Source organism: Candidatus Nanopelagicales bacterium (assembly GCA_037045355.1).
Classification (GTDB): Bacteria; Actinomycetota; Actinomycetes; order S36-B12.
Window position 1 is genome coordinate 181764 of the sequence record JBAOHO010000014.1, and the last position, 25371, is coordinate 207134.

24 protein-coding genes are annotated in these 25371 nt (G+C 66.5%); 17 read left to right on the forward strand and 7 right to left on the reverse strand.

Annotated elements, in window-relative coordinates:
- Positions 1-140 precede the first annotated feature (140 nt).
- The 5 genes from ftsZ (at position 141) to V9E98_09250 (ending at position 3868) form a co-directional block, all read left to right on the forward strand.
- A complete protein-coding gene (ftsZ, locus tag V9E98_09230) occupies positions 141-1277 on the forward strand; it encodes a cell division protein FtsZ (GenBank protein ID MEI2717163.1) in 1137 nt (378 codons plus the stop codon).
- Positions 1274-2098, forward strand: a complete 825-nt coding sequence (locus V9E98_09235; GenBank protein MEI2717164.1) for a polyphenol oxidase family protein — start codon at positions 1274-1276, stop codon at positions 2096-2098. Before ftsZ ends, V9E98_09235 begins: the two co-directional genes overlap by 4 nt.
- Complete coding sequence (locus tag V9E98_09240) at positions 2091-2864, forward strand: YggS family pyridoxal phosphate-dependent enzyme (GenBank protein ID MEI2717165.1); 774 nt, start codon at positions 2091-2093, stop codon at positions 2862-2864. The genes V9E98_09235 and V9E98_09240 overlap by 8 nt, the downstream gene beginning before the upstream one ends.
- 206 nt (positions 2865-3070) lie before the next feature.
- Positions 3071-3565: a cell division protein SepF gene (locus V9E98_09245; protein ID MEI2717166.1), complete on the forward strand. Its 495-nt coding sequence runs from the start codon at positions 3071-3073 to the stop codon at positions 3563-3565.
- A gap of 12 nt (positions 3566-3577) precedes the next feature.
- Positions 3578-3868, forward strand: coding sequence for a YggT family protein (locus V9E98_09250; GenBank protein MEI2717167.1), 291 nt, complete (start codon positions 3578-3580; stop codon positions 3866-3868).
- A gap of 12 nt (positions 3869-3880) precedes the next feature.
- On the opposite strand, the gene V9E98_09255 is transcribed toward V9E98_09250, so the two are convergent.
- From V9E98_09255 to V9E98_09270, 4 genes are all read right to left on the reverse strand, one after another.
- Positions 3881-6109 carry a class I tRNA ligase family protein gene (locus tag V9E98_09255; protein MEI2717168.1) on the reverse strand — a complete coding sequence of 743 codons (2229 nt, stop codon included), beginning with the start codon at positions 6107-6109 and terminating at the stop codon, positions 3881-3883.
- A gap of 1226 nt (positions 6110-7335) precedes the next feature.
- Complete coding sequence (locus tag V9E98_09260; protein MEI2717169.1) at positions 7336-7953, reverse strand: dihydrofolate reductase family protein; 618 nt, start codon at positions 7951-7953, stop codon at positions 7336-7338.
- Positions 7954-7983: 30 nt separating this feature from the next.
- Positions 7984-9213, reverse strand: coding sequence for a glycerophosphodiester phosphodiesterase family protein (locus tag V9E98_09265; GenBank protein ID MEI2717170.1), 1230 nt, complete (start codon positions 9211-9213; stop codon positions 7984-7986).
- A 55-nt stretch (positions 9214-9268) separates the two neighbouring features.
- Complete coding sequence (locus V9E98_09270) at positions 9269-9931, reverse strand: hypothetical protein (GenBank protein MEI2717171.1); 663 nt, start codon at positions 9929-9931, stop codon at positions 9269-9271.
- Between V9E98_09270 and V9E98_09275 the strand changes: the two genes are divergently transcribed.
- The 4 genes from V9E98_09275 to dnaE all read left to right on the forward strand — a co-directional run bounded on the left by V9E98_09275 (position 9900) and on the right by dnaE (position 15787).
- Positions 9900-10589, forward strand: a complete 690-nt coding sequence (locus tag V9E98_09275) for a TraR/DksA family transcriptional regulator (GenBank protein MEI2717172.1) — start codon at positions 9900-9902, stop codon at positions 10587-10589. The genes V9E98_09270 and V9E98_09275 overlap by 32 nt on opposite strands.
- A 20-nt stretch (positions 10590-10609) precedes the next feature.
- Positions 10610-11146: a signal peptidase II gene (gene lspA, locus V9E98_09280; GenBank protein MEI2717173.1), complete on the forward strand. Its 537-nt coding sequence runs from the start codon at positions 10610-10612 to the stop codon at positions 11144-11146.
- On the forward strand, positions 11143-12063 hold the full coding sequence (locus V9E98_09285) for an RluA family pseudouridine synthase (protein MEI2717174.1): 921 nt from the start codon (positions 11143-11145) through the stop codon (positions 12061-12063). The genes lspA and V9E98_09285 overlap by 4 nt, the downstream gene beginning before the upstream one ends.
- 151 nt (positions 12064-12214) lie before the next feature.
- A complete protein-coding gene (gene dnaE, locus V9E98_09290; GenBank protein MEI2717175.1) occupies positions 12215-15787 on the forward strand; it encodes a DNA polymerase III subunit alpha in 3573 nt (1190 codons plus the stop codon).
- Between the two features lie 13 nt (positions 15788-15800).
- On the opposite strand, the gene V9E98_09295 is transcribed toward dnaE, so the two are convergent.
- Positions 15801-16460: a hypothetical protein gene (locus V9E98_09295; protein ID MEI2717176.1), complete on the reverse strand. Its 660-nt coding sequence runs from the start codon at positions 16458-16460 to the stop codon at positions 15801-15803.
- 250 nt (positions 16461-16710) lie between these two features.
- Here V9E98_09295 and V9E98_09300 point away from each other — a divergent pair, with 250 nt between their 5' ends.
- A complete protein-coding gene (locus tag V9E98_09300) occupies positions 16711-17877 on the forward strand; it encodes a GTPase (GenBank protein MEI2717177.1) in 1167 nt (388 codons plus the stop codon).
- Between the two features lie 127 nt (positions 17878-18004).
- Here the strand turns inward: V9E98_09300 and ybaK are convergent, their stop codons facing one another.
- Positions 18005-18538, reverse strand: a complete 534-nt coding sequence (gene ybaK, locus V9E98_09305; GenBank protein ID MEI2717178.1) for a Cys-tRNA(Pro) deacylase — start codon at positions 18536-18538, stop codon at positions 18005-18007.
- 157 nt (positions 18539-18695) lie between these two features.
- Between ybaK and hisD the strand changes: the two genes are divergently transcribed.
- From hisD to hisF, 7 genes are all read left to right on the forward strand, one after another.
- The gene (hisD, locus tag V9E98_09310) at positions 18696-20006 is read left to right on the forward strand and encodes a histidinol dehydrogenase (GenBank protein ID MEI2717179.1); all 1311 of its coding nucleotides are present in this window, start codon (positions 18696-18698) and stop codon (positions 20004-20006) included.
- Positions 19999-21072 carry a histidinol-phosphate transaminase gene (locus V9E98_09315; protein MEI2717180.1) on the forward strand — a complete coding sequence of 358 codons (1074 nt, stop codon included), beginning with the start codon at positions 19999-20001 and terminating at the stop codon, positions 21070-21072. Before hisD ends, V9E98_09315 begins: the two co-directional genes overlap by 8 nt.
- Positions 21069-21662, forward strand: coding sequence for an imidazoleglycerol-phosphate dehydratase HisB (gene hisB, locus V9E98_09320; GenBank protein MEI2717181.1), 594 nt, complete (start codon positions 21069-21071; stop codon positions 21660-21662). The genes V9E98_09315 and hisB overlap by 4 nt, the downstream gene beginning before the upstream one ends.
- Entirely contained in the window at positions 21655-22302 is a 648-nt protein-coding gene (gene hisH, locus V9E98_09325) for an imidazole glycerol phosphate synthase subunit HisH (GenBank protein ID MEI2717182.1), read from the forward strand. Before hisB ends, hisH begins: the two co-directional genes overlap by 8 nt.
- Positions 22303-22322: 20 nt before the next feature.
- On the forward strand, positions 22323-22742 hold the full coding sequence (locus V9E98_09330) for a DUF2510 domain-containing protein (GenBank protein ID MEI2717183.1): 420 nt from the start codon (positions 22323-22325) through the stop codon (positions 22740-22742).
- 196 nt (positions 22743-22938) lie between these two features.
- Positions 22939-23694, forward strand: coding sequence for a bifunctional 1-(5-phosphoribosyl)-5-((5-phosphoribosylamino)methylideneamino)imidazole-4-carboxamide isomerase/phosphoribosylanthranilate isomerase PriA (gene priA, locus V9E98_09335; GenBank protein MEI2717184.1), 756 nt, complete (start codon positions 22939-22941; stop codon positions 23692-23694).
- Between the two features lie 40 nt (positions 23695-23734).
- Positions 23735-24511, forward strand: coding sequence for an imidazole glycerol phosphate synthase subunit HisF (hisF, locus tag V9E98_09340; protein ID MEI2717185.1), 777 nt, complete (start codon positions 23735-23737; stop codon positions 24509-24511).
- Between the two features lie 48 nt (positions 24512-24559).
- On the opposite strand, the gene V9E98_09345 is transcribed toward hisF, so the two are convergent.
- Positions 24560-25231: a TIGR03085 family metal-binding protein gene (locus tag V9E98_09345; protein ID MEI2717186.1), complete on the reverse strand. Its 672-nt coding sequence runs from the start codon at positions 25229-25231 to the stop codon at positions 24560-24562.
- Positions 25232-25371: the final 140 nt, after the last annotated feature.

A 25371-nucleotide genomic window follows, 5' to 3' on the forward strand; every position in this document is an offset into this window, starting at 1 on the left:
CCGGGGTCATGTGATCTGCATAACCTTCCGACATCTGAGCACTCGGGGAAGTGTCACCTCGACCATAGGTCGAGGTCTCGGATTGGGTGGGAAATCGCACAAGACCATCGCCTGGGGGCGGTGGGGGGAGGGAGGCAGCCATGGCTGCTCCACAGAACTACTTGGCCGTCATCAAAGTTGTCGGAATCGGTGGCGGCGGCGTCAATGCCGTCAACCGCATGATCGAGGTCGGCCTGAAGGGCGTTGAGTTCATCGCCATCAACACCGACGCGCAGGCGCTACTGATGAGCGATGCCGACGTCAAGCTCGATATCGGGCGAGACCTCACCCGGGGGCTCGGGGCAGGCGCCAACCCCGATGTCGGCCGCGAGGCCGCCGAGGACCACGCCGACGAGATCGAAGAGGTCCTCAAGGGCGCCGACATGGTCTTCGTGACCGCCGGCGAAGGCGGTGGAACCGGCACCGGGGGAGCGCCCGTCGTTGCCCGGATCGCACGCAGCCTGGGGGCACTGACCATCGGTGTCGTCACCCGGCCCTTCGGTTTCGAAGGCCGGCGCCGCGGCAACCAGGCGGAGACCGGCATCGAGTCCCTGCGGGGCGAGGTCGACACACTGATTGTGATCCCGAACGACCGCCTTCTGTCGCTGACCGACCGCCAGATCAGCGTCATCGATGCCTTCAAGCAGGCCGATCACGTGTTGCTCCAGGGCGTATCCGGCATCACCGACCTGATCACCACGCCCGGCCTGATCAACCTCGACTTCGCGGACGTCAAGAGCGTCATGCAAGGCGCCGGATCCGCCCTCATGGGGATCGGGTCCTCACGAGGTGAGGATCGCGCCATCACGGCCGCCGAAGGTGCCATCAACTCACCTCTCCTCGAGGCGAGCATCGACGGTGCGCACGGTGTCCTGCTGTCCATCGCCGGCGGGAGTGATCTCGGACTGTTCGAGATCAACGAAGCTGCCCGGATGGTGTCCGAGGCCGCCCACCCCGAGGCGAACATCATCTTCGGAACGGTCATCGACGACACATTGGGCGACGAAGTCCGGGTCACCGTCATCGCCGCCGGTTTCGACGGCGGTCTGCCCAAGGCCCGCGAGGTGGTCGCGGAGGTCCGCGTGCCCGACACCGAGGTCGTGTCGTCCCGGCCCAGCCAACACCGCACCCAGGGTGCCGTGGCGCAGCCAGTCGGTGGCGGTACCCCCGTCGAGCCGCAGCGCACCGTCTTCGACGACACCGATGACGGCCTGGACATCCCCGATTTCCTGAAGTGACCACCGAGCCCGGTGGGGTCGGTTCCCCCGGCCCCACTCGGCCGGCTCCGCTTGCCCGGGTGTGCTTCTCGGACCGGCGCGGCGGGATCAGCGCCGGCCGGTACCGCAGCCTCAACCTCGGTGATCATGTCGGAGACGAGCCGACAGCCGTCGCCGCCAACCGCGGTCTCCTGGCTGCACGGGTGGGCCTCACCGGAGCCGACCTGGCCGTGATGCAGGCCGTGCACGGTCGCACCTCGGCCGCCGTCGCGGTTCCCGGTGTGGTGCCCGCCGTGGACATCTTGGTCACTACCAGTCCCGACATCGGGCTCCTGGCGATGGCGGCCGACTGTGTCCCGCTCGCCCTCGTCGACCCCGTCGCGGGCGTGGCCGCCGCCGTTCACTCCGGATGGCGCGGTATCGCCGCCAACGCACCGGGCGCGGCCGTGGCGGCCATGACCGAACTCGGAGCCCATCCCGCCGACATCACCGCGCGTCTCGGCCCCGCCATCTGCCCGCGGTGCTACGAGGTGTCGAACGACGTCCGCGACGAAGTTGCCGCCGCCGCTCCGGATGCTGCTGCTCGGACAGCCACCGGAAGCCCCGCCGTTGCGTTGCACGCGGCTGCCCGTCAGCAGCTGCGGGCCACCGGTGTGCTCGAGGTCGGTGCGGATCCCACCTGCACCGCGGAGTCAGCCGATCACTTCTCCTACCGACGTGACGCGGTGACGGGGCGGCAAGGGGTCGTCGTCCGGTTGCCTGAGAGACACCATCAATCCCGGGCAGAGAGTCAACCCGGACCGGGCAGGGCAGGGAATGAATCCCGGGGACGTCATGACTGAATCCCAGCCTGAAACCCGGCCCGAAACCCGGCCCGAAACCAGCCCCGAGACCCGGCATGAAGACCGCGAGGACCGTCGACTCGAGCTGAGGACCAACCTCCAGGAGATCTCCCGGCGCGTGGCCGTGGCCTGCACTCGGGCCGACCGGGATCCCGCGGGGATCGTGGTCATCGTCATCACCAAGACCTATCCGGCGTCAGATGTCCGCCTGCTGCATGGCCTGGGAGTGCGCGATGTCGGAGAGAACCGGGATCAGGAAGCAGCCGCGAAGGCAGCCGACTGCGCTGATCTGGACCTGACGTGGCACTTCGTGGGGCAACTCCAGCGCAACAAGGCCGCCTCTGTGGCGCGGTACTGCGACGTCGTGCATTCCGTCGATCGGGGCCGATTGGTCACGGCCCTGGATGCCGGTGCCGCGCGAGCGGGTCGTCGACTCGATGCCCTGGTGCAAGTCGACCTGACCGATCCGCCTGCGCCCGGCCGGGGTGGTGCGGCACCGGCCGCCGTACTGGAGTTGTGTGCGCAGGTGTCCGCCGCTGACCACCTGGAACTCCGCGGGTTGATGGCCGTGGCCCCGCTCGGGGAGGACCCGACGGCTGCCTTCGCGCGGCTCGCCGGGGTTCGAGCCCAGGTGCTCGACCGATTCCCGGAGGCGGACTGGCTGTCCGCGGGAATGAGCGGAGACCTTGAAGCTGCCGTGATGGCCGGCGCGACACACCTGCGTGTCGGCAGTGCGGTGCTCGGAGAACGTGCGCATGTCGGGTAATGTGCGACTGCGAGTCTGTGCTCGGCAGTCCAAACGCTCGGCAGGTCACGGCCAGGAAATCTGGCAACCCGTTGCAGACAGAACGGTTGCAGCAGAAGAGAACGGTTGCAGACAGAGGGCCAGACAGAGGATTTGGTGGACACGAAAGAGATGAAGGACTGCCAGTGGGGACTGCGGCGCCTCACTTCCCCGAACGAGGAGCGGACATGGCAACAGCGATGAAGCGACTGGGCGTCTATCTGGGCCTGGTCGAAGACGACCCCCAGTACTACGACAACTATGCCGACGCATCGTCGGCCCCGGCGCCCACCCGGGCGGCCGACTCCGCCCCGGCCAGCGTGGCGACATTGCCCAGGCGCGACACCGAGACGTACCGACCCGCCGCGGCCAGTCCTGCATCATCGACGAGCGCCGCTGTGGATCCCTACGCGATCCACACCATCCACCCACGCTCGTACAACGATGCCCGCCGGATCGGCGAGGAGTACCGCGCGGGTTCGCCCGTCATCATGAACCTCAGCGAAATGAACGACAACGACGCCAAGCGCATCGTCGACTTCGCCGCAGGCCTCGTCTTCGCGATGCACGGCAGCATCGAGCGTGTCACTCAGAAGGTGTTCTTGTTGTCGCCCGCCAATGTTGATGTCCGCGACGCTCCCGCCGTGCAGCAGGCGCGTGACGGCTTCTTCAACCAAAGCTGACGCGCAACAGGCGTGGGCGCGTTCTTCGGACTCCTGGCGACAGCGCTGTGGATCTACTGGTTGGTCCTGATCGGACGGCTGATCTTCGACTGGGTGCAGGTTTTCGCGCGGGACTGGAATCCTCGGGGCCCCTTGCTGATCGTCGCCGAGGGTGTCTACACGGCCACCGACCCGCCACTCAGGCTCTTGCGCCGCTTCATCCCCCCGTTGCGGCTGGGTCAGGTGTCGTTGGACCTGTCCTTCCTCGTCCTCATCCTGGCCATCGGCATCGCTATCTCGGTGCTGTCCGGACTGGCCGTGTGATCAGCAGTCGGTTCACGGCTCGGCGCGCCGACTGACCCACACTCGGAAGGCGCCGTCTCGACCGGCGTACCCGTCGCCATCCCCCGTTCCCGCGTTCATGGTCACGGCCAGAACTTCCCCGGCGATGAGGTCGGAGTACTCATCGATCGCTGCCGCAACCTCGTCGTCCTGGGCCTCCCAGCGCAGTTCGATCCGATCGCTGACATCGAATCCGGCGGACTTTCGCGCTTCCTGCACGACCCGGATTACCTGACGCGCTGTTCCCTGGCGTAGGAGATCGTCGGTCAGGTGCAGATCCAGCGCGACGGTCGCTCCGTCCTGCGCCGCAACGGCCCACCCTTCTCGCGGCGTCTCGGTGATGACGACGTCGGCATCGGTCAGTGCTACGGGACCGATGCCGGTCACGTGGATCGACGTCTCCGCATCCGGACCGCGCAACTGCGCGACGAGACCTGCCGGGTCGAGTTCGCGAAGCGCAGCGGCCACCACAGGTGTCTGTTTGCCGAAGCGTTGCCCCAATGCCCGGAAGTTGGGCTTCACGCTGACTTCGACGAGTTCCCCGGCCGCGTCGGAGAGCGACTCCAACTTCTGGCAGTTCAGTTCATCGGCGACCAGTGCCCGCATGTTGTGGGGCAGTCGGCTCCATCCGGGAGCGGAGATGAGCGCCGCGGCGAGTGGTTGTCGCGTTCCGATCCCGGACTCGCCGCGGGCGGTGCGGCCGAGATCGACCAAGCGCAGCACCAAGTCCATGTGCTCCGTCAGTTGCGGATCCACGAGTGCGGGCTCCGGCTGCGGCCAGTCCGCGAGGTGGACCGACTCGGGGCCGCCCGCCGCGAACAGGTCCTGCCACACGCGCTCAGTGATGAACGGTGTGAACGGGGCCATGGCGAGAGTCAGCAGTCGTAGGCATTCGTGCAGGGTGCTCAACGCCCCCGGGTCGCCCGCCCAGAATCGCCGTCGGGAACGTCGGACGTACCAGTTGGACAGGTCATCGATGAATCGGGCGAGTTCGCGGCCCGCCCCTTGTGAGTCGAATCGCTCCAGCAACTCATCGACAGTCGCCACCATGTCATTCGCCCGGGACAGCGCCCAGCGGTCCATGACGTGGTCGGACTCCGTCACGTCGGTCGGATCCCAACCGGACGCCCGCGCATACAGAACCTGGAACGACACCGTGCTCCAGTAAGTGGCGAGCACCTTGCGCCATACCTCGGCGATGGCCTGATGTCCGACCCGGCGGGCCTGCCACGGTGATCCGCTCGCCAACATGAACCAGCGCACAGAATCGGCGCCATGCTCGTCCATCAGCGCGATCGGCTCCAACACGTTGCCCAGGTGCTTGCTCATCTTGCGGCCTTCCTCGTCGAGGATGTGGCCGAGGCACAAGACGTTGCGATAGCTGGACTGGTCGAACACGAGGGTGCCGACCGCCATCAGGGTGTAGAACCACCCGCGAGTCTGATCGATTGCTTCGCAGATGAAGTCCGCCGGATAACTGGACTCGAACTCCTCCGTGCCCTGATGCGGGTACCCGAATTGGGCGAACGGCATGGCTCCGGAGTCGTACCAGCAGTCGATGACCTCCGGCACGCGCACGGCTGTGGTGCCGCACTCGGGGCAGGGCATCGTCACGTCGTCCACGAACGGACGGTGCGGATCGAGCGTGTGGAGGTCTTGACCGGACAACCGCGACAACTCCGCGAGTGAACCGACAGCTGTCAGATGGTTCTCCGGGCAGCGCCAGATCGGCAGCGGCGTTCCCCAGTAGCGGTCGCGGCTCAGGGCCCAGTCGATGTTGTTGCGCAGCCAATCGCCGTAGCGGCCCCATTGGATCGTGGGAGGGAACCAGTTGGTTGCCTCGTTCTGTTCCAGGAGTTCGTCCTTGCGGGCCGTGGTGCGGATGAACCACGACGGTTGGGCGTAGTAGATCAGCGGCGTATGGCACCGCCAGCAGTGCGGGTAGGGGTGTTCGTAGGGGAGATGACGGAACAGCAGGCCGCGTCGTTGCAGGTCCGCCACCAGAGGTTCGTCGGCCTTCTTGAAGAACATCCCCCCGACGATGTCGATGTCGGGTGCGAATGTGCCATCGGGGAGTACCGGGTTGACCAGTGGCAATGAGTAGGCCCGGGCGGCGGTGAAGTCCTCGGCTCCGAACGCGGGCGCGATGTGCACCAGGCCGGTTCCGTCGTCGGTGGTGACGTAGTCGCCGAAGATCACGTAGTGCGCATCCGGAACATCCACCAGGTCGAAGGGAGGCCGGTAGGACGAGGTGTTCCAGTTCGCGTCCGGTCAGGTTCGCCAGGACCTGGTACTCGCTGTCGCCGACAACGGCTGCGACGAGGTCCGTGCCCACGAGCAGCGTCTCATCCGCCAGTCGCAGGACCTGGTAGTCGGCATCCGGATTCACGGCGACCGCCGTGTTGGACACCAACGTCCAGGGGGTCGTCGTCCATACGAGCAGGGCCACTCCGGGGAAACGTTCCGCCAGTTCCCCACTGGTGACGGGGAACCTGACGTAGACAGACGGGTCCACGATGTCCTCGTAGCCCTGGGCGATCTCGTGATCGGACAGTCCCGTCCCGCACCGCGGGCAGTACGGGCTCACCCTGTGGTCGGAGGTGAGCAGGCCCTTGTCGAAGATCTGTTTCAGAGACCACCACACCGACTCCACGTACGCCGGTGCCATCGTCCAGTAGGCCGAGTCCATGTCGACCCAGTAGCCCATCCGTTCGGTCATGGCGGCGAACTGGTCCACATGACGCAGCACCGATTCGCGGCACCGCTGGTTGAACTCGGCCACCCCGTAGGCCTCGATGTCCTGCTTGCCGCTGAAGCCCAGTTCCTTCTCCACGGCCAGCTCCACGGGCAAGCCATGGCAGTCCCAGCCGGCCTTGCGGGGGACGAGGTAGCCCTTCATGGTGCGATGCCGCGGGAAGACATCCTTGAAGACGCGGGCTTCGACATGGTGGGTGCCGGGGCTTCCGTTCGCCGTAGGGGGTCCTTCGTAGAACGTCCACTGCGGAGCACCGGCCCGTTGCTTCAGGGAGCGATGGAAGATGTCGTGCTCGCGCCAGAACTCGATGATGCCCGTCTCCATAGCGGCGGGGCTGTCGATGCGGGCGGGCACGTCGCGGTACATGTCGTCCTCCGGGTCGGGGAAGGGACGACCCCCGACACGTGCCGGGTGCCGCGGTACCACCCTTCTTGCCGCCGGTGGCGGCCTCTCGTGGTCGGTGCTGGTTCTACTGGCCCGCAGGCGTTCTTCCAGCGACTCCGGGGCGATGTCGGCATCCGGTGATCGTCCGGGCTCTCACCAACCCCGGTCGCTGTCCGATCACCAGTCGGATGCCGCGCGTCCCCTTCGACGTCAGCAGCACCGCCCAGGGTAGCCGATCAGCCCCAATGCAGCAGTCGCTCGAGCAGCCGTCCCAGCGAGCACGGGATACTCAGGAGGTGTCGACCGCCCCTCAGTCGGACCCGGTCTGAGGAACGTTCTCGGTCACATCGGCGTAGGTGGCCTGGCCGGGCAACTCGCTCGGCGCGTAGACGAGCTGGACGACCCCGGTCGGGAACGTGGCGGAGTGCAGCAGCCTCAGAGGCTGCATCGGCGCATCGGCGTCGAACAGGTGCTCGCCACTTCCGGCAGCCACCGGGTGGACCAGCAGCCTCAACTCGTCCAGCAGTTCGGCGGCGAGCAGTTGCCGGACCACCGACAGCGATCCTGCGACCAGGACCTTGCCCACACGGTCGTCGGCCCGCAGAGCCGCCACGCTCGCAACGATGTCGTCGCTGGACTCCGCGTTGCGCCAGCCGAGGTCCTGCGACCCACGGGTGGCCACGATCTTGCGGAGGTCACCCAGCGTGGCTGCGAAGGCCGCATCTTCCCCACCGGCAGCCTCTCGCTCGGGCCATGCGCCAGCGAAACTGTCATAGGTGACGCGACCCAGGACGAGAACGTCTGTGCCGGAGTAATCCTGCGCCACCGCGTTGCCCATCGCCTCGTCGAAGTACGGGAAATGCCAGGCGGGGTCGACCTCCGCCACCCCGTCGAGCGACATGAACAAGGTCGAGATCACGGTGGCCATGGATATCCTTCGGCGCGCAGCTGTGGCGAACTACTTGACCTTGTACTTGTTCACGTCTTGGTAAGCCGAGTACGAGACCCATTCGACCGCCTCAGTGCACGAGTGCTCGGGATTCGCCGGGTCGCACCGGTAGATCCGTTCGGGCGCAGAGAACGTCAACTTGGCCTTGCCGGAGTTCTTGGCTTTCACCTTGTACCAGTCGCCCCGCTGCACCAGTTTGGCGACGGATTTGTCGGCCTTGAGCTTCACCTTGACCGATTTCGCGGCACTGGACATGCAGTCATCGAGCATCACCGAGTAGATGCGCCCTGCCTTCATCTTCTTCGGCGGCATCACGCACGTGGCGATGGACTTCTTCGGGGCTCGCTCCGTGCAGGTGTTGTTCTCCATCGTCCACTGCTTGTAGTAGTCGGGGAAGTCCGTGGAGATCCAGTGAACCCCGAACTGGGCCAGGCCCTCCCAGCCCTGACCCACCAGATTGGGTTCGCCGGTGGGGTTGTCGCCCTTGGTGATGGTGTTGAACCACACGTTCATCTTCATGCCGGCGGTCTTGAAGCGGTCGACCAACTCCTTGCTCTGCAGGTAGTTGATCAGTCCTGGATCCGCGCCCTGAGGCACGTCGGCGGGCTCGGTCGCGATCGGCACCGATCCGCTGCGGTTTCCGAACCACATCAACGGCAGTGCCGGGTCCTCGGCGTGCAACCAGTTGAGGAAGTCCTTGGAGAAGCCCGAGCCATAGACCTTGGCACTTGAGTTCTCCACGAGGTCCAGGTACAGGCGGTACAGGGTGGGGTCGTCGGCGTCTTTGTACTCGACGAAACCCGTCAAGTCACGTTCCACGAGGAAGACCAAGAACTCCTCAAGGCTTGGGATACGTTCGCCGTTCTTCAACCGGAACTGCTCCAGCTCCGCGAAGGTGTAGTCGCCCACGGTTCCCGGGGGGTCGCCCTGGACGGTGCGCGCCAGAGTCTGGTCATGCATGATCACGGCGACCTTGTCCTTGGTGAACCACACATCGGTCTCGAGGACATCCACTCCCATGTTGGCCGCGCGCTTGAATGCTGCCATCGAGTTCTCGTTCTGGTTGGGGACGGTCTCGAAGCCACCTCGGTGCGCCACAACCCGGGGGCATTGAGTCGCCTGGGCGGTCACCTGCGACGCCGGAGCCTGCGGTGCCGCGCTCGCCGGGCCCAAAACCGGCATGAGGGTGAGGCCGACGACGGTGGCCAGCCCAGCGAATGTCAGTGGCTTGAGTGTCATCGGCAACTGCCTCCTAGCAAGTCGGGATCGAACCATTCAAAGGGACTGACGCAGGTCATGGACGTGCGCCCAGCGACGTCCCCCTGGGGAGGTTCCAGATGTGAAAAATAGCCCACAATCGCGGGTCATCGCAGGGAGTTGGAGCTCTTGACCAGAGGTCAGGTCGTCCTTGTTCCGCGTGGCTGGTTGAATACACCGTGTCGCGGTGACTACAGTGCGGGAGTTTCTGTCGGACGAACAAGGGCGAAGCCATGGCCAACAAGGCGATCGGAGGGCTGCGCCGAGCTGTCGCCGGAGCCAAGACCAAGGTGTCCGAAGTGTCCGCCAAGCGCTCCAAGGCAAAGGCCCCTGGATCAGTATCCACACCCAGCATTACGAATCCCCCCGCAAAGAGCCCCACCGCGAAGAGCCCCCCCGCGAAGACGACCCCCGCGAAGAAGACCCCTGCGAAGAAACCCACCGCGAAGAAGTCGGCAGCTACGAAGAAGCCGGCTGCCGCCAAGAAGTCGGCCCCTGCCAAGAAGGCCTCTCCAACGAAGAAGACGGCCACCAAGAAGGCGGCCACCAAGAAGACTGCCACCAAGAAGACGGCGGGCACGGAAACACCGGTGACCCGGCCAACCGCGAAGAAGACGCCAGCGAAGAAGTCGCCAGCGAAGAAGACGCCAGCGAAGACGAAGACGGCGGTGAAGCAGGCATCGCCCAAGCCCTCAGTCACGAAGGCACCTGCGGCGCAGGCGTCGCGCAAGAAGTCCTCCGCCTCGACGCCACCCACTCCTGCCCCGAAGAAAGCAGCCACCAAGAAAGCAGCCACCAAGAAAGCAGCCACCAAGAAAGCCGCCCCGAAGAAGGCAGCTGCGACACAGACGGCTCCGACCAAGGCGGCCACCAAGCAGGCGCCGGCCGTGCCGAGTTCCGCAGCCAAGCGAGCCCCCGCTCAGCGCAAATCCACGGCCAAGAGGGCTGCACCCGTACTGCGGCGAGGAGGGCTCCCTGTGCGCGAGGGCGAGTCCGCCTGGACCAAGGCCGAGATCGCCGGTGTCCGATCCGAACTGGAGGAGGATCTGCGCGACCTCGAGACCGAGCTGATCGACATGGCCGCCGATCTCGCGGACATGATGTCCGAGGCGATCGACGGGGCCGGAGACGATCAGGCCGATGCGGGCACCAAGACTTTCGAACGCGAGCACGAGATGGCGCTCGCCGCCAGTGTCGAGGAGATGCGCGATCAGGTGCTCAAGGCCCTGGAACTGCTCGACTCTGGCGGGTACGGGATCTGTTCGTCCTGCGGCGAGGCCATCGGCAAACTGCGGCTGCGAGCGTTTCCCCGCGCCACGATGTGCCTGGCCTGCAAGCAGCGCCAAGAGCGCCGCTGATATCGGCGTACCCTGTTCGGGTGGCGACACCGCGTGGCATCCGCAATGGAACTCTCGTGGTCGCGGCCATCGCCGTTGTGGTTGTTGCGATCGACCAACTCACCAAATGGTGGGCAGAGCAGGCACTGGCCGGCAAACCCGCCGTCGAGGTGTACGGCGACATCCTGCGCCTGACCTTCATCCGCAACCCGGGTGGTGCCTTCAGCATCGGAACGGGTCAGACGTGGTTGTTCACCGCCGTCGCGGTCGTGGTGGCCATCGTCATCGTGTGGTACTCGCGCCGTGTCACCTCCGTCTGGTGGGCGGTGGCGCTCGGGGTCCTGTTGGGCGGCGCGTTGGGCAACCTGGTCGATCGCATCATCCAGCCGCCCGGGCTCGGCCAAGGACACGTCGTCGATTTCATCTGGTTGCCCTACTGGCCCGTGTTCAACGTGGCGGACATGGCGGTGGTTTCTGGGGCGATCACTGTGGTGGTGCTGTCGCTGATGGGCGTCGAACCCACCGGCCGGCAATCTGACGAGGCGCTGGGCAGCCGTCAGACCGAACCGGCCTCGTGACCGACGACGTCCGCCGAATGCCCGTCCCGGACGCGTTGGTCGGGGAACGTGCCGACGCGGCGATCGCCCGCCTGCTCGGCATCTCGCGCTCTCGGGCGGCCGATCTCGCGGAATCCGGTTCGGTGATCCTGGACGGTGCTGCGATCGGCAAGTCAGTGCGGCTGGCCGCGGACTCGTGGCTCGAGGTGACCCTCCCGGCCACCCGCCCGACTCCGCTGCCGCAACCCGTCCCCGGTCTGGTGGTGCTGTACGAAGATGAACACGTCGTCGCGGTCGACAAGCCCGTGGGGGTGGCGGCCCATCCCAGTCCCGGGTGGACCGGACCGACGGTCGTCGCAGGGTTGCGCGCCGCTGGTCACACGATCGCCTCGGCGGGCGCCGCGGAACGCCAAGGCATCGTGCATCGCTTGGATGTCGGCACGAGTGGCGTGATGGTGGTCGCCAAGACCGACTTCGCGTACGCCGATCTGAAAGAGCAGTTCCGGCAGCGCACCGTGACCAAGACCTACCACGCCCTGGTACAGGGTCACCCGGATCCGTTGCGCGGCACGATCGACGCCCCGATCGGGCGGCTGCGCGATCACCGTTTCGGTGTGGTCGCCGGTGGTCGCCCCAGCGTGACGCACTACGACACCATCGAGGCATTCCGGTACGCGACGCTGCTCACCGTGGGGTTGGAAACCGGTCGGACCCATCAGATCAGGGTGCACATGGCGGCGCTGCGCCATCCCTGCGCCGGAGATGTGACATACGGGGCCGATCCGGTGCTCGCCGACAAGTTGGGGCTGACTCGACAGTGGCTCCATGCCGTCGAACTGCGGATCACTCATCCGGACACGGGCCGCGAACTGACTCTCACCTCGGACTACCCACCGGATCTCGCCGAGGCGCTGCGCCGACTGGGCGATCAGGGCTGAAGGTGAACCAACCTGTCCCGGCGTGTTGCCGCGGGACAGCCGGGAGCCGTCGGATCCACGGGTTAGAGTCAACGGGTTCTTCCCCCTGGTCCTGACCGCACGAGCGGTCGGCGCCGGGCAACAGTCGACAACCATGGTGAGGGGTGCAACGGTGCCGGATCAGCGGGCCCCGGACGACTCGTTCGTCCACCTGCACGTCCACACCGAGTACTCCATGCTCGATGGGGCGGCCCGTCTCGACGACCTTTTCTCCGAGGTCTCCCGACTTGGTCAGCACACCATCGCGATGACCGACCACGGCAACCTCTATGGGGCGTTCGAGTTCTACTCCAAGGCCCGCCGGGCCGGAGTCAAGCCCATCATCGGGATCGAGGGCTACTACGCGCCGCACGGCAGATTCGAACGTGCACCCATGGACTTCGGTGGGGGCTACGACGAAGGCGCCGGCGAGATCAGCGAGGGCCGCGGCAAGTTCGCGTACACGCACATGACGTTGTGGGCCGAGAACAACGTCGGACTGCACAACCTGTTTCGGCTGTCCAGCCTGGCCAGCATCGAGGGCTACTACCGTGCCCCGCGGTTCGACCGGGATCTTCTCGACCGCTACGGCAAGGGGCTGATCGGTACCACCGGCTGCCCATCCGGCGAAGTCAATCGCTGGTTGCAGGCGGGGCAGTTCGACAAGGCGCTCGCTGCCGCCGCCGACTTCCGCGACATCCTGGGCAAGGACAACTACTTCTGCGAGGTCATGGACCACGGCATCGACATCGAGCGTCGGTTCCGCGACGACCTACTGACCATCGCGCGCAAGTTGGATCTTCCGTTTCTGGCGACCAATGACACCCACTACGTGCACCCCGACGACTGGAGGATGCATGACGCGTTCCTGTGCGTGGGCACCAAGAGTCTGTTGTCCGACGAGAAGCGGTTCCGGTTCGACAGCCATGACTTCTACATCAAGACCGCGGCCCAGATGCGGGAGATGTGGTCCGATCTTCCGGGTGCCTGCGACAACACCCTGCTGATCGCCGAACGTTGCGACGTTTCGTTCGCCGAGGGCGCCAACCTGATGCCGCGTTTCGCGGTCCCGCCAGGTGAGACCGAGGAGTCCTGGCTCGTCAAGGAAGTGGAACGTGGTCTGATCGCCCGGTTCGCGCCCGATCCGGTCCCGGACGAGCACCGCCGGCAGGCCGACTACGAGCTACAGGTCATCGCCCAGATGGGATACCCGGGCTATTTCCTCGTGGTCGCCGACCTCATCCGGCACGCCCACGCCAACGGGATTCGAGTGGGTCCGGGCCGTGGGTCCGCGGCTGGTGCCCTGATCGCCTGGGCCTTGGGCATCACTGAACTCGACCCGCTGCAGCACGGACTGTTGTTCGAACGGTTCCTCAACCCCGAACGCGTGTCGATGCCCGACATCGACATCGACTTCGACGAGCGTCGCCGCGGCGAGATGATCCGTTACGCCACAGAGCGGTACGGCGCCGACCACGTCGCCCAGATCGTCACCTACGGCACGATCAAGGCCAAGGCCGCCATCAAGGACGCCGCCCGGGTCATGGGCCAGCCGTTCGCACTCAGCGACCGCATCACCAAGGCCATGCCGCCAGCGGTCATGGGCAAGGACATCCCCCTGTCCGGCATCTTCGACTCCGAGCACAAGCGATTCGGCGAAGCAGGCGAGTTCCGGGATCTGTACGAGTCCGACAGTCTCGTCAAGGAAGTCGTCGACACGGCCCGCGGGCTCGAGGGCCTGAAACGCCAGGTGGGCGTGCACGCGGCCGGGGTCATCTTGTCCAGCGAGCCGCTCACGGATGTTATCCCCGTGTGGCGGCGCGATGCCGACGGATCCATCATCACCCAGTTCGACATGGGAGCCTGCGAGACGCTCGGCCTGTTGAAGATGGACTTCCTCGGTCTGCGCACCCTTACTGTCATCGACGACTGCATCAACTCCATTCGCGCCAACACCGGCGAAGAGGTCGTCCCCGAGGAACTCCCGCTGGACAACCGACCCACCTATGAACTGCTGGCCCGCGGCGACACCCTCGGGGTCTTCCAGTTGGACGGTGGCCCCATGCGAGCCCTGCTGCGTTCCATGGTTCCGGACAACTTCGAAGACATCTCCGCCGTGTTGGCGCTCTACCGGCCAGGTCCCATGGGGGCCAACGCGCACAACGACTACGCGGATCGCAAGAACGAGCGCAAGAAGGTCGAGGCGATCCATCCCGAGCTCGCCGAACCCCTCGCCGACATCCTGGGCGACACCTACGGCGTCATCGTCTACCAGGAACAGGTCATGGCGATCGCCCAACGAGTTGCGGGCTATTCACTCGGCCAGGCCGATCTGTTACGCCGTGCCATGGGCAAAAAGAAGAAGGAGATCCTCGACAAGGAGTTCGGGCCCTTCTCCGCGGGGATGAAGGCCAACGGCTACTCCGACGCGTGCATCACGGCGCTGTGGGACATCCTCGTTCCCTTCGCCGACTATGCGTTCAACAAGGCTCACACCGCGGGGTACGGTCTGGTCGCCTACTGGACGGCCTACCTCAAGGCAAACTACCCAGCGGAGTTCATGTCAGCCCTCCTGACGAGTGTCAAGGACGACAAGTCCACGTCGAACGGGCCGGGCCGACTCTCGATCTACCTCAACGAGTGCCGTCGCATGGGCATCAAGGTCCTGCCGCCTGACATCAACGAGTCGGACTCGGACTTCACGCCCCGTGGTGGCGACATCAGGTTCGGATTGTCCGCGGTCCGCAACGTCGGCGAGAACGTTGTCGCGTCCATCATCGCGACCCGACGCAGCCACGGACGATTCGCTGATTTCACCGACTTCATCGGCTCTGTGGAGATCGGAGTCTGCAACAAGCGGGTCGTCGAGTCCCTGATCAAGGCGGGGGCCTTCGATTCGCTGGGTCACACCCGTAAGGGGCTGGTCTCGGTGCACGAGACACTCGTCGATGCAGCTGTCGAGGTCAAGCGGGCCGAAGCGGTCGGGCAGTTCGACCTCTTCGGTGACGACTCCGATGCAGGTGCAGTCGGTGGCTTCTCCGTACTCCCGGATATCCCGGTGGGGGAGTGGGACAAATCCCAACTGCTGGCCGCCGAGCGAGAGATGCTCGGACTCTACGTCAGCGATCACCCGCTCAACGGTGTCGAGCACTTGCTGCGCCAGGCGGTCGACTGCTCCATCGCGTCACTGCTGGTGGACGACCGGCCCTCAGGGCACGTCGTGACCATCGGCGGCCTGGTCAGTTCCCTGCAACGAAAGATCACCCGGGAAAAGGGCGAGCCCTGGGCGTTGGTCCAACTCGAAGATCTCGACGCGTCAGTCGAGATTGCTGTGTATCCCCGCCAGTACGGCCCCGTCAGCGCCTACCTGGTGGAGGACAAGATCGCCCTGTTCACAGTGCGTCTCGAACGCCGCGACGAGGACAGCCTGCGCCTGGTGGCTCGGGACGTCACCTTCCCCGACCTCTCCCAGCAGCACACTGGCCCGGTTCGGGTGAACATGGCAGCCGCCCGGTGTGTCCCCCCGGTCGTCGATCGCCTCAAGGAGGTCCTGGCCGCTCATCCCGGAACGGTCGAGGTGCAGCTCCACCTGAGCAGCTCCGGTCGCACCACCGTGTTGCGGTTGGACGACCGTCTGCGGGTCACCCCGACTCCGGCACTGTTCGCCGAACTCAAGGCCCTGCTCGGGCCCGGCTCGGTCGCCTGAGCACCTGGCTGAACTACTCCTCGGCGCAGGCCAACGTGACGGGTTTGTCAGAGCCTTTGCCCAGGTCCACCTGTGCGGCCAGCGTCGGCAGTGCGGGATCGGCCCACGCCCGCTGGACTCGGCTGCCCGACTCCTGCGCGGCGAAGGCCAACGTGGCGACGTCGAGAGTCGTGCCCGACCAGCAGTAGCCGGCCGTCTTCGCAGCGGCTACCCGCTCCGCCGCCACCGGGTCGCCCGGGGGGACCTGGTCGGGCTGCAGCGTCACGAGCGTACGAGCGGGCGTGTCGGTGCCGTCCTTCTCACCCTGGACGAAGAACGCCAGGCCCAACGTCTGGGGGGTCGGCAGCTCGATCTGCGCCATCCCTTGCTCCACCGTGGCCGACCAGTCCTTGGCGCCGCCCGCGGTGCTGGTCGGAACCGCTGTCACCTGGCAGGCCTCGCAATCCGCCACTTTGATCTTGAGCACGGTGCTCCCCTGATCCGCGGCCACGGACTCGGGATCCGGTGCGGCGGTGGGGGTACCAGCGGTCGGCGAAGGCGTCACGGACGGCGATGGCACCGGGGCAGCAGCGGGAGGTTCACCGCTGCCGGTGCGGGCCAGCAGGAACAGGCCGAGCCCGACGATGGCGGCGACGATCACGCCACCGATCAGGAAGGGAGACCGCGCATTCATGCCCGCCATTGTGGCCCATGTGCTTGCGCTCCGCCGGAAGGTGCCCTGATCGGGGTTCCTCATCCGCCCGATGAGCAGGTTCAGCACTACGCTGGCACAAACACGCGCCGGTCTCCTCACGCTGACATGTTTCGGGCGCCGACGTGCGGTGACGAATGCCGGGCGAAGTAAAGAGCGACGCAACGGTAGCTGCAAACGGTGGAGAGTTGACCGCGAGCACGATGGCCATAACTCCGGTGAAGGAGTCGAGATGGGACTGGACCCCGGGTGGGCCGAAGACTTCCAACGCCGGTTCGACGAGGAGCGGGCCAAAATCGGCCGGTTCAACATTTTGATCTGCGGCAAGACCGGAGTGGGCAAGTCGACCCTGATCAACGCCATCTTCGGCTCGGACGTGGCTCCCACCGGCAACGGGGTCCCGGTGACCGTGGATACCGAGTATTTCGCCCACGACCGCCTGCCGGTCGGCGTCTTCGACACGAAGGGATTCGAGACCGGCGAGCACGGGGACACGATCTTGGAACGGCTTGGCGTCGAGATCAGTCGCCGGCGCCAGGGTCCGATCAATGACCAGGTGCACGCGGTCTGGTACGTCGTGCGCTCAGGTGATCGCCGGTTCGAGGATTCCCAGGCCGGATTCGTGACCCGACTGGCGGCCTTTGACCTGCCCGTCCTGATCGTCTTGAGTCAGGTTCCCGTACGCGACGGTCATATCCACCCCGATGCGATCGAACTCGCGGCGGCCATCGAGTCCCGGGGACTGCCCACCCAGCCGGGTCCCGCCCCGATCCTCACCAACGCCCGCGTGGACCCCTGGGTGACACCCGAACTGTGCGGCTTGCACGAACTGCTGGATGCGACCGCGGAGGTGATCCCAGCGTCGGTGCGGGCGGCCCTCGAGGCGGCCCAGCGCATCGACCTGCAAAGAAAGCGACGGCGCGCCAAGTTAGCGATTCGGGCGGCGACCACTGCCGCTGCCGGAACCTGCGCCGTCCCCCTGCCGATAGCAGATGCCGCAGCGCTGTTCCCCGTTCAGATGGGCATGCTGGCAGCGGTGTCGGCGGCCTACGGAGTGCCGACTCCGTCCAGCCGCCTCGTCCAGGCTTTCGGCAGCATCGTGATGGCCACCGGGGCATCGACCATCGGGCGGTATCTGGCGGGCACCATCGTGAAGTTCGTGCCAGGTGCGGGGTCGGTCACCGGTTTCGTCATCAAGGCCGGGGTCGCGTCGAGTGTCACGTTGGCGATGGGCTACGGGTGGATGGCGGTGAATGAGCGATTGGTGCGCATGACGGATGAGGAAGCCGCGGCGTTCCTGGGCAGCGATGGAGTGAAAGATGCCTTCGTGGCAGCCTTCCGTGACGCTTGGACCAATCGGAAGAAGCTCGCTGCCGAGATCGAGCAGGATCCGCAGTAGCCGATCGCGCGGGCGGAAGGCCGGTTGACGAGGGAGCGCCGGCAGCCGTGCGGGAACCGCAAGTTTCAGTGAGATGTCCGGTGATCGGCCCCGGGCAAGAGACCCCGCAGAGGGCTCGGGCACCAGATCAGCGGGCGATCGGGGCGGTGCGCGCGTTGAGGGCGGCGATGAGGTGTGTCCCCATGATCTCGAGGTCCATCCCGCGCCGACCCGCCGACACCAGGATCGACTCGTGGTCCATCGCGGACGTGTCGAGAACCGTCGGCAGTTCCGTGCGCTGGCCCAGTGGACTGATCCCTCCGACCGGATAGCCCGTGATCCGCTCGGCTCGCTCCGGATCGGCCATGACGGCCCGCTTCCCACCGACAGCCGCTGCCAGAGCCTTCAGATCCAACTTGGTGCTCACCGGTACTACAGCCACGATCGGGTCGCCGTCGACGTCCGCCACCAGGGTCTTGAAGACGCGGTGAGGATCGACCCCGAGCTCCTGGGCGGCCTCTTCGCCATACTGCTCGACTCGGGGGTCGTGTTCGTAGGTATGCAGCGCGTAGGGAATGCCCAGGCGGGCCAGCGTCGACGTCGCGGGAGTCGCCTTCCGGGTGGACTTGCTCGCCTTCTTGGATTTCCCGTCCTTCTTGGATTTCCCGTCCTTCTTGGCCACCCGTTCTCCATTCTCCTGCGGCCGGCGGCGGCCATTCTCCTGCGGCCGGCGGCGGCCATTCTCCTGCGGCCGGCGGCGGCCATTCTTCGGCGGCCGGGCGGCGGTCCGTAATCTGCGGCCGGAAGCGGCCCGGGATCAGTCTTCGTAGACTAGGCGAGTGATCCAGCTGCTGAACCACCGTGGGGTCCCCGGTGCCGACATCGTGGTGCCCCGGGCCGCCTTCGAGGTGGGTGCCGCCGTCGCCGAGGTGGCGCCTATCGTCGCTGACGTTGCTGCCGAGGGGCCGACGGCGGCGCTGCGGTGGGGTGAGCGGCTCGATGGCGTGCGACCGCCCGCGCTGCGCGTACCTGAGGAGGTCCTGGTCGCGAGCCTGGCGGAACTCGACGATTCGGTGGGAGCTGCACTCGCCGAGGCGATCGAGCGGGTGCGCCGGGTTCACGGTGATCAGCACCCGAGATCAGTCACCACCACCGTCGTGCCAGGCGCCTCGGTGACACAACGTTTCGTGCCTGTCGACCGCGTGGGTCTTTACGTGCCCGGTGGACGCGCGGTCTACCCGTCGAGCGTCATCATGAACGTGGTGCCCGCACAGGAAGCGGGCGTCGCGTCGATCGCCGTGGTCTCCCCGCCACAGCGGGAGAACGGTGGCTGGCCGAACCCGACCGTCCTCGCGACGTGCCAACTGCTCGGAGTCAGTGAGGTGTACTCCGTGGGTGGCGCCCAGGCCGTCGCGCTGCTCGCCCATGGCGGGGGCTCGGGCTCGACAGCCGTGCGACCAGTTCGTATGATCACCGGTCCTGGCAACGTGTGGGTCACGGCCGCCAAGCGCCTGGTGATGGGCTCAGTCGGCATCGACTCCGAGGCCGGCCCGACCGAGATCATGATCATCGCCGACGACTCCGCCGACGCCGCCTGTGTCGCTGGCGACCTGATCAGCCAGGCCGAGCATGATCCGCTCGCAGCCGCTGTTCTGGTGACCGATTCCGAAAGCCTCGCTGAAGCTGTCGTCGGCGAGTTGGCGCGACAGGTTCCTGCGACGAAGCACACGGAGCGCATCGCCGAGGCCCTGAGCGGAGTCCAGAGCGCCATCGTGATTGTTGCCGGGATCGACGACGCGATCGCCGTGGCCAACAACTACGGTGCCGAGCATCTGGAGATACACACCCACAATGCGCAGGAGATCGCCGACCGCATCACCAACGCGGGTGCCATCTTCCTCGGGTCCCACACGCCGGTGTCCCTGGGTGACTACGCGGCCGGATCCAACCATGTCCTGCCCACGGGCGGTTCGGCCGCGTTCTCCTCAGGCCTCGGAGTGCATACATTCCTGCGTCCGGTTCAGGTGGTGTCCTACGATGACGCCGCGCTGGCTGACATCGCCGACACCGTCCGTACGCTGGCGGAGGCCGAGGACCTGCCGGCACATGCAACGGCTATCACCGCCCGGATTCCGCTCGCTCATGACTGAACTTCCTCTGCGTGCCGATCTCGTGGGGGAGCGGCCCTACGGTGCCCCCACGGATGACGTGCCGGTGCGACTCAACGTCAATGAGAATCCGTATCCGCCGCCGCCGCCCGTCGTCGCCGACCTGACTGCGGCGGTCGCAGCCGAGCTGGTGCGGCTGAACCGCTACCCGGATCGGGAAGCGGCACAGTTGCGCGACGCTCTCGCGGCGTACGTCGGCGTGGCTTCGGATCAGGTGTGGCCCGCCAACGGCAGCAATGAGGTGATGCACCAGATCCTGGGGGCTTTCGGCGGGCCCGGTCGAACGCTCGTGTCCTTCACGCCCACGTACTCCATGTATCCGGTGTACGCGCGCGACACGAACACCGCCTACGCCACGGCGCCCCGGGCAGCCGACCACAGCATCGAACCGGACATCGCTGCCGAACTGATCGCCGGCTGCGCCGCCAACGTCGTGGTCGTCGCGTCGCCGAACAACCCGACTGGTGGGCTGCTCGATCTCGACGAAGTTCGGTACCTGCACTCGCTGATCGCGTCCAGCGGCGTCCTCGTCGTCGACGAGGCCTATATCGAATTCGAGCCGGGGGCCCGCAGCGCGGTCGAGTTGCTGCCCCAGTGCCCGAGGCTCATCGTCCTCCGCACCCTGAGCAAGGCGTGGGGCATGGCCGGGCTGAGGCTCGGGTACGCCGTGACCTCTCCCGCCATCGTGGACGCCCTGCGCGTCGTCCGCCTGCCGTACCACTTGTCTGCCCTCACCCAAGCCGCTGGGGTGGCCGCCCTCGGACACGCGAGCACTCTCCTAGCGCCCGTCGCTGACCTGGTGTCCGAGCGGCGCCTCCTGCAGCAATGGTTGGCGGATCACGGCATCCCGGCGGCGGACTCCAGCGCCAACTTCATCCTTATCGGCCCCGTCCGGGACTCCCGGAGACTGTTCTCGGACCTGCGCGGTCGGGGGGTGCTCGTGAGGGAGACCGGAGGACCGGGTCACCTGCGTGTCAGCATCGGCACAGCAGAAGAGAACGAAGCGTTGCGCGCAGCGCTGCTCGACAGTGGAGGATGGCGAACATGACCAGAGCTTCCGTGGTGGAACGGGCCACCAAGGAAAGTCAGGTGTCGGTGGCGCTGGATCTTGACGGGGCGGGTCGCACCGAGATCGACACAGGCGTCCCGTTCTTCGACCACATGTTGGCGCAACTGGGCAAACACGGGGGATTCGACCTCTCTGTTCGCACCGTCGGCGACCTCCATGTGGACGCTCACCACACCGTCGAGGACACCTCGCTCGCCGTCGGGCAGGCCCTCCGTGAGGCGCTCGGGACCAAGGAGGGGGTTCGCCGCTACGGTGATGCTTTGGTGCCGCTCGACGAGGCTCTCGTGCAGAGCGCAGTCGACCTGTCGGGCCGGCCCTATCTCGTGCATACGGAACCCGAGCTCGTGGAACTGATCGGGACCTATGACACGACGTTGACGCGCCACATCTGGGAATCAGTCGTCGCGACCGCTCAGATCACCTTGCACGTCAGGGTGGTGTCGGGGCGCAACGCCCACCACATCGTGGAGGCCCAGTTCAAGTCCGTAGCCCGGGCACTGCGAACGGCGGTCGAGATCGACCCTCGTGTGGCCGGGGTGCCCAGCACCAAGGGAACCCTGGGTGGTTGATCCGACCGTCACCCCTGGGGTGCGCACCCGGCCACGCGTGGTCATCTTCGACTACGGTTTCGGGAACGTGCGCTCGGCGCAGAACTCGCTCCAGCGCGCCGGCGCCGAGGCCGTCATCACCGCTGACCGTGACGACGCCATGTCCTGTGACGGCCTCGTGGTTCCCGGAGTGGGCGCATTCGCGGCGTGTATGGCGGGCTTACGTGCCGCCGATGGTCCTCGGATCATCGCCGAGCGATTGACTGCCGGGCGCCCGGTACTGGGAATCTGCGTAGGGATGCAAGTCATGTTCGACGCGGGCAACGAGCACGGGCTGCATACGGTGGGACTCGGACATTGGCCCGGCACCGTCGATCGGTTGCACGCCGATGTGCTCCCGCACATGGGCTGGAACACGGTCACCACCTCACCCAGCAGTGCCCTGTTCGCGGGCGTGAGCCACGAGCGGTTCTACTTCGTCCATTCCTACGCCGCGCGGGCGTGGCAAGGAGAACGCGGCGAAGCAACCTGGAGTCGGCACGGCGAGCCGTTCGTGGCCGCTGCGGAGTCCGGCGTCCTCACCGCGACCCAGTTCCACCCTGAGAAATCAGGGGATGCGGGCATCGCCGTCATGCGTAACTGGCTCGCTCTGCTGCGCTAGTGTCCCGAGTTGGAGGTGTCATGTCGAATCCCATGCCCGGGTGGTATCCGGACCCCGAGGATCCCCGGCGGCAACGGTTCTGGGACGGCACCCGGTGGACCGACGCCCGCGCCTACCCGGCAGTCGTGCCCGGCCCGGAGGGCGCAGCGGTCGTCACCGACCCGGCCGTTGAGACGGCACAGCGCTCGACGAACTGGCTGCTGATCATCCTGGTTGTCCTGGCCGCCGTCATCGCCGCCGCACTGTTGTGGTTCTTCCTCCTGCGGGACACGTCTCAACCGACTCCCGTTCCGACCGCGCCACCGACGACGGCGCCCACGTTGGCGCCACCGACCAAGGCGCCCAAGACTCCCACCGAGGCGCCGACTCTGCCGCCGACTGTCCCACCGACCCCTCCCACTCTCCCGCCCACCGAGGCGCCGACCATACCTTCGCCCTGATGCCCAAGCCACCTTCGCCCTGAGGCCCAAGCCACCTTCGCCCTGAGGCCCAAGCCACCTTCGCCCTGAGGCCCAAGCCACCTTCGCCCTGAGGCCCAAGCCACCTTCACCCGGAGGCCCTGGTCCGGATCCGTCAGGTCCTCGGTGGCGCGCAGTGGCCGATGGGCCGGGGTATCAGGGCTATAGGCTTTCCGCCGTGGATACGTTGCAGTTATTGCCCGCTGTCGATGTCGCCGACGGGACCGCGGTCCGGCTCGTTCAAGGCGAGGCAGGGACAGAAACCGACTACGGCGACCCGCTGCAGGCCGCACTGGCCTGGCAGGAGCAGGGGGCGCAGTGGATTCACCTGGTCGATCTCGACGCCGCGTTCGGTCGTGGCTCGAACCGGGACCTGCTCGCTCACGTTGTCGGCCATCTGGACGTGGACGTCGAACTGTCGGGGGGCATCCGCGATGACCAGTCCCTCGCGGCCGCGCTGGCCACCGGGTGCCGCCGGGTCAACCTCGGCACCGCCGCCCTGGAATCTCCCGAGTGGTGTGCTCGTGTGATCGCGGAGCACGGCGATCGGATCGCCGTCGGACTCGACGTCCGCGGTACGACGCTGTCCGCCCGCGGATGGACCCGCGATGGGGGAGAGCTGTTCGAGATCCTGGCCAGGCTGGACGCTGACGGCTGCGCTCGGTACGTGGTCACCGATGTCGCGAAGGACGGCACCCTCAAGGGCCCGAACCTGCAGTTGCTGGAGACCGTGTGCGCGGCGACGGACCGCCCGGTCGTCGCCTCGGGCGGGGTCGGCCGCCTCGAGGATCTGCATTCCCTGGCCGAACTTGTGCCCTTGGGCGTCGAGGGCGCGATCATCGGCAAGGCTCTCTATGCGGGCGCATTCACCTTGGCGGAAGCGCTGGTGGCGGTGGCACCCCGGCACAGTTACCTCAACCCCGGTGACCTGTGAATCGGATGGATCCGACGACACGTGACCCGGTGACGCACCGATGACCCTCGCCATCCGCGTGATTCCGTGCCTCGACGTCGACGCGGGCCGCGTCGTGAAAGGGGTCAACTTCCGCAATCTGCGTGACGCGGGGGACCCCGTCGAACTGGCCTCGCGTTACAGCGAATCCGGTGCCGACGAATTGGTGTTCCTCGACATCACGGCCAGTCACGCCGGACGAGCCACCATGGTCGAGGTCGTTCGTCGTACCGCCGAACGGGTCTTCATCCCCCTGACCGTGGGAGGCGGTGTCCGCACGCCCGAGGACTTCGACGCACTGCTTCGGGCTGGGGCGGACAAGGTGGGGGTCAACACCGCGGCCATAGCCCGACCGGAACTGATCGCCGAAGCCGCGCGGCAATTCGGGTCACAGTGCGTCGTGGTGTCCGTCGATGCCCGGCGGTCTTCCTCCGCCTCGAGCGGCTTCGAGGTCACCACTCATGGCGGGCGAACGTCCGCCGGTGTCGATGCCATCGACTGGGTCCGACAGGTGCAAGACCTGGGAGCGGGCGAGATCCTGCTCAACTCCATGGATGCCGACGGTACTACCGCCGGCTTCGACACCGAGATGATCAGTTCGGTACGGGCGGTGACATCGCTCCCACTCATCGCCAGCGGGGGTGCGGGTGCGCCGCGGGACTTCGTCGCAGCGGTCTCGGCGGGGGCCGACGCGGTCCTTGCCGCGAGCGTCTTCCACTTCGGGACCACCTCGATAGCGGCGGTCAAGGCCGAGTTGGCGACTGCGGGTCATCCGGTCCGCCACGTGGGCGAAGTCTGACCGGAAAGTCCGAGTGCGGGATCTGCCTGCCGGGCCGGCGGGCTCGTCCTACTGTTCGTCGGGAATCAGATCGTCTTCGTCCACATGCAACCGTGTGGCACGGAATTCCGCGACAGCCTGCGGGTCGCCCTCGATCTCCACGTCGGCTGCACTACGACCGAAAGCGGTCATCATGAGTTCGCCCGCGGTGCCGGTCACGGTCACCATCGGTTCGCCGCCCTTGGTCCACGTATCGTCCGGGGCGCCGTCGGTGCGAACCAACGTGACCCCTCCAGGGATGCCGGCGAACCAGCCCCGCCCCGCGAGCCGGAGGCGATCCCACAGGAAGCCGGACAACTCAGGATCGAGGTCGCGCACGGTCCAGTTGTCTCGTCCGCGGCGGACGTCCTCGTGGTGGACGTAGTACTCGATCGTGTTCAGCTGGCCGTCGACCCACGGCAATCGGAAGTACGACCAGATGGGCGGACCGTTGCGCACCAGGGTGACCAATTTGTCGTAGGGCTGGGACGCCGCGTCGTTTTGGACCTTCTCGGTCCACGAGGCCAGTGGGCCACCGAGGATGCCGAGCGCGGTGTCGGGTCGGCTCTCCCGCACCACAAGGTGGGCGGCGAGGTCTCTGGTGGTCCAGCCTTCGCAGAGGGTCGGCTCGTCGGGACCGACCTCCTCCAGGAGATCGCAGATCCCGGCTCGTTCCGCGCGGGAGAGATCAATCGCTGACACGCGCCCCATGTTAGGCATGAGGCTGCGAAGTCTCGACACCACCCCGCGCCCCACCCCGACCTCGGTGGGCAGACGACGTTGCCAACCCTGATCACAGGGATCTCCTGGTACCGCGGAGAGGGCCCCACGGGCACAATGGG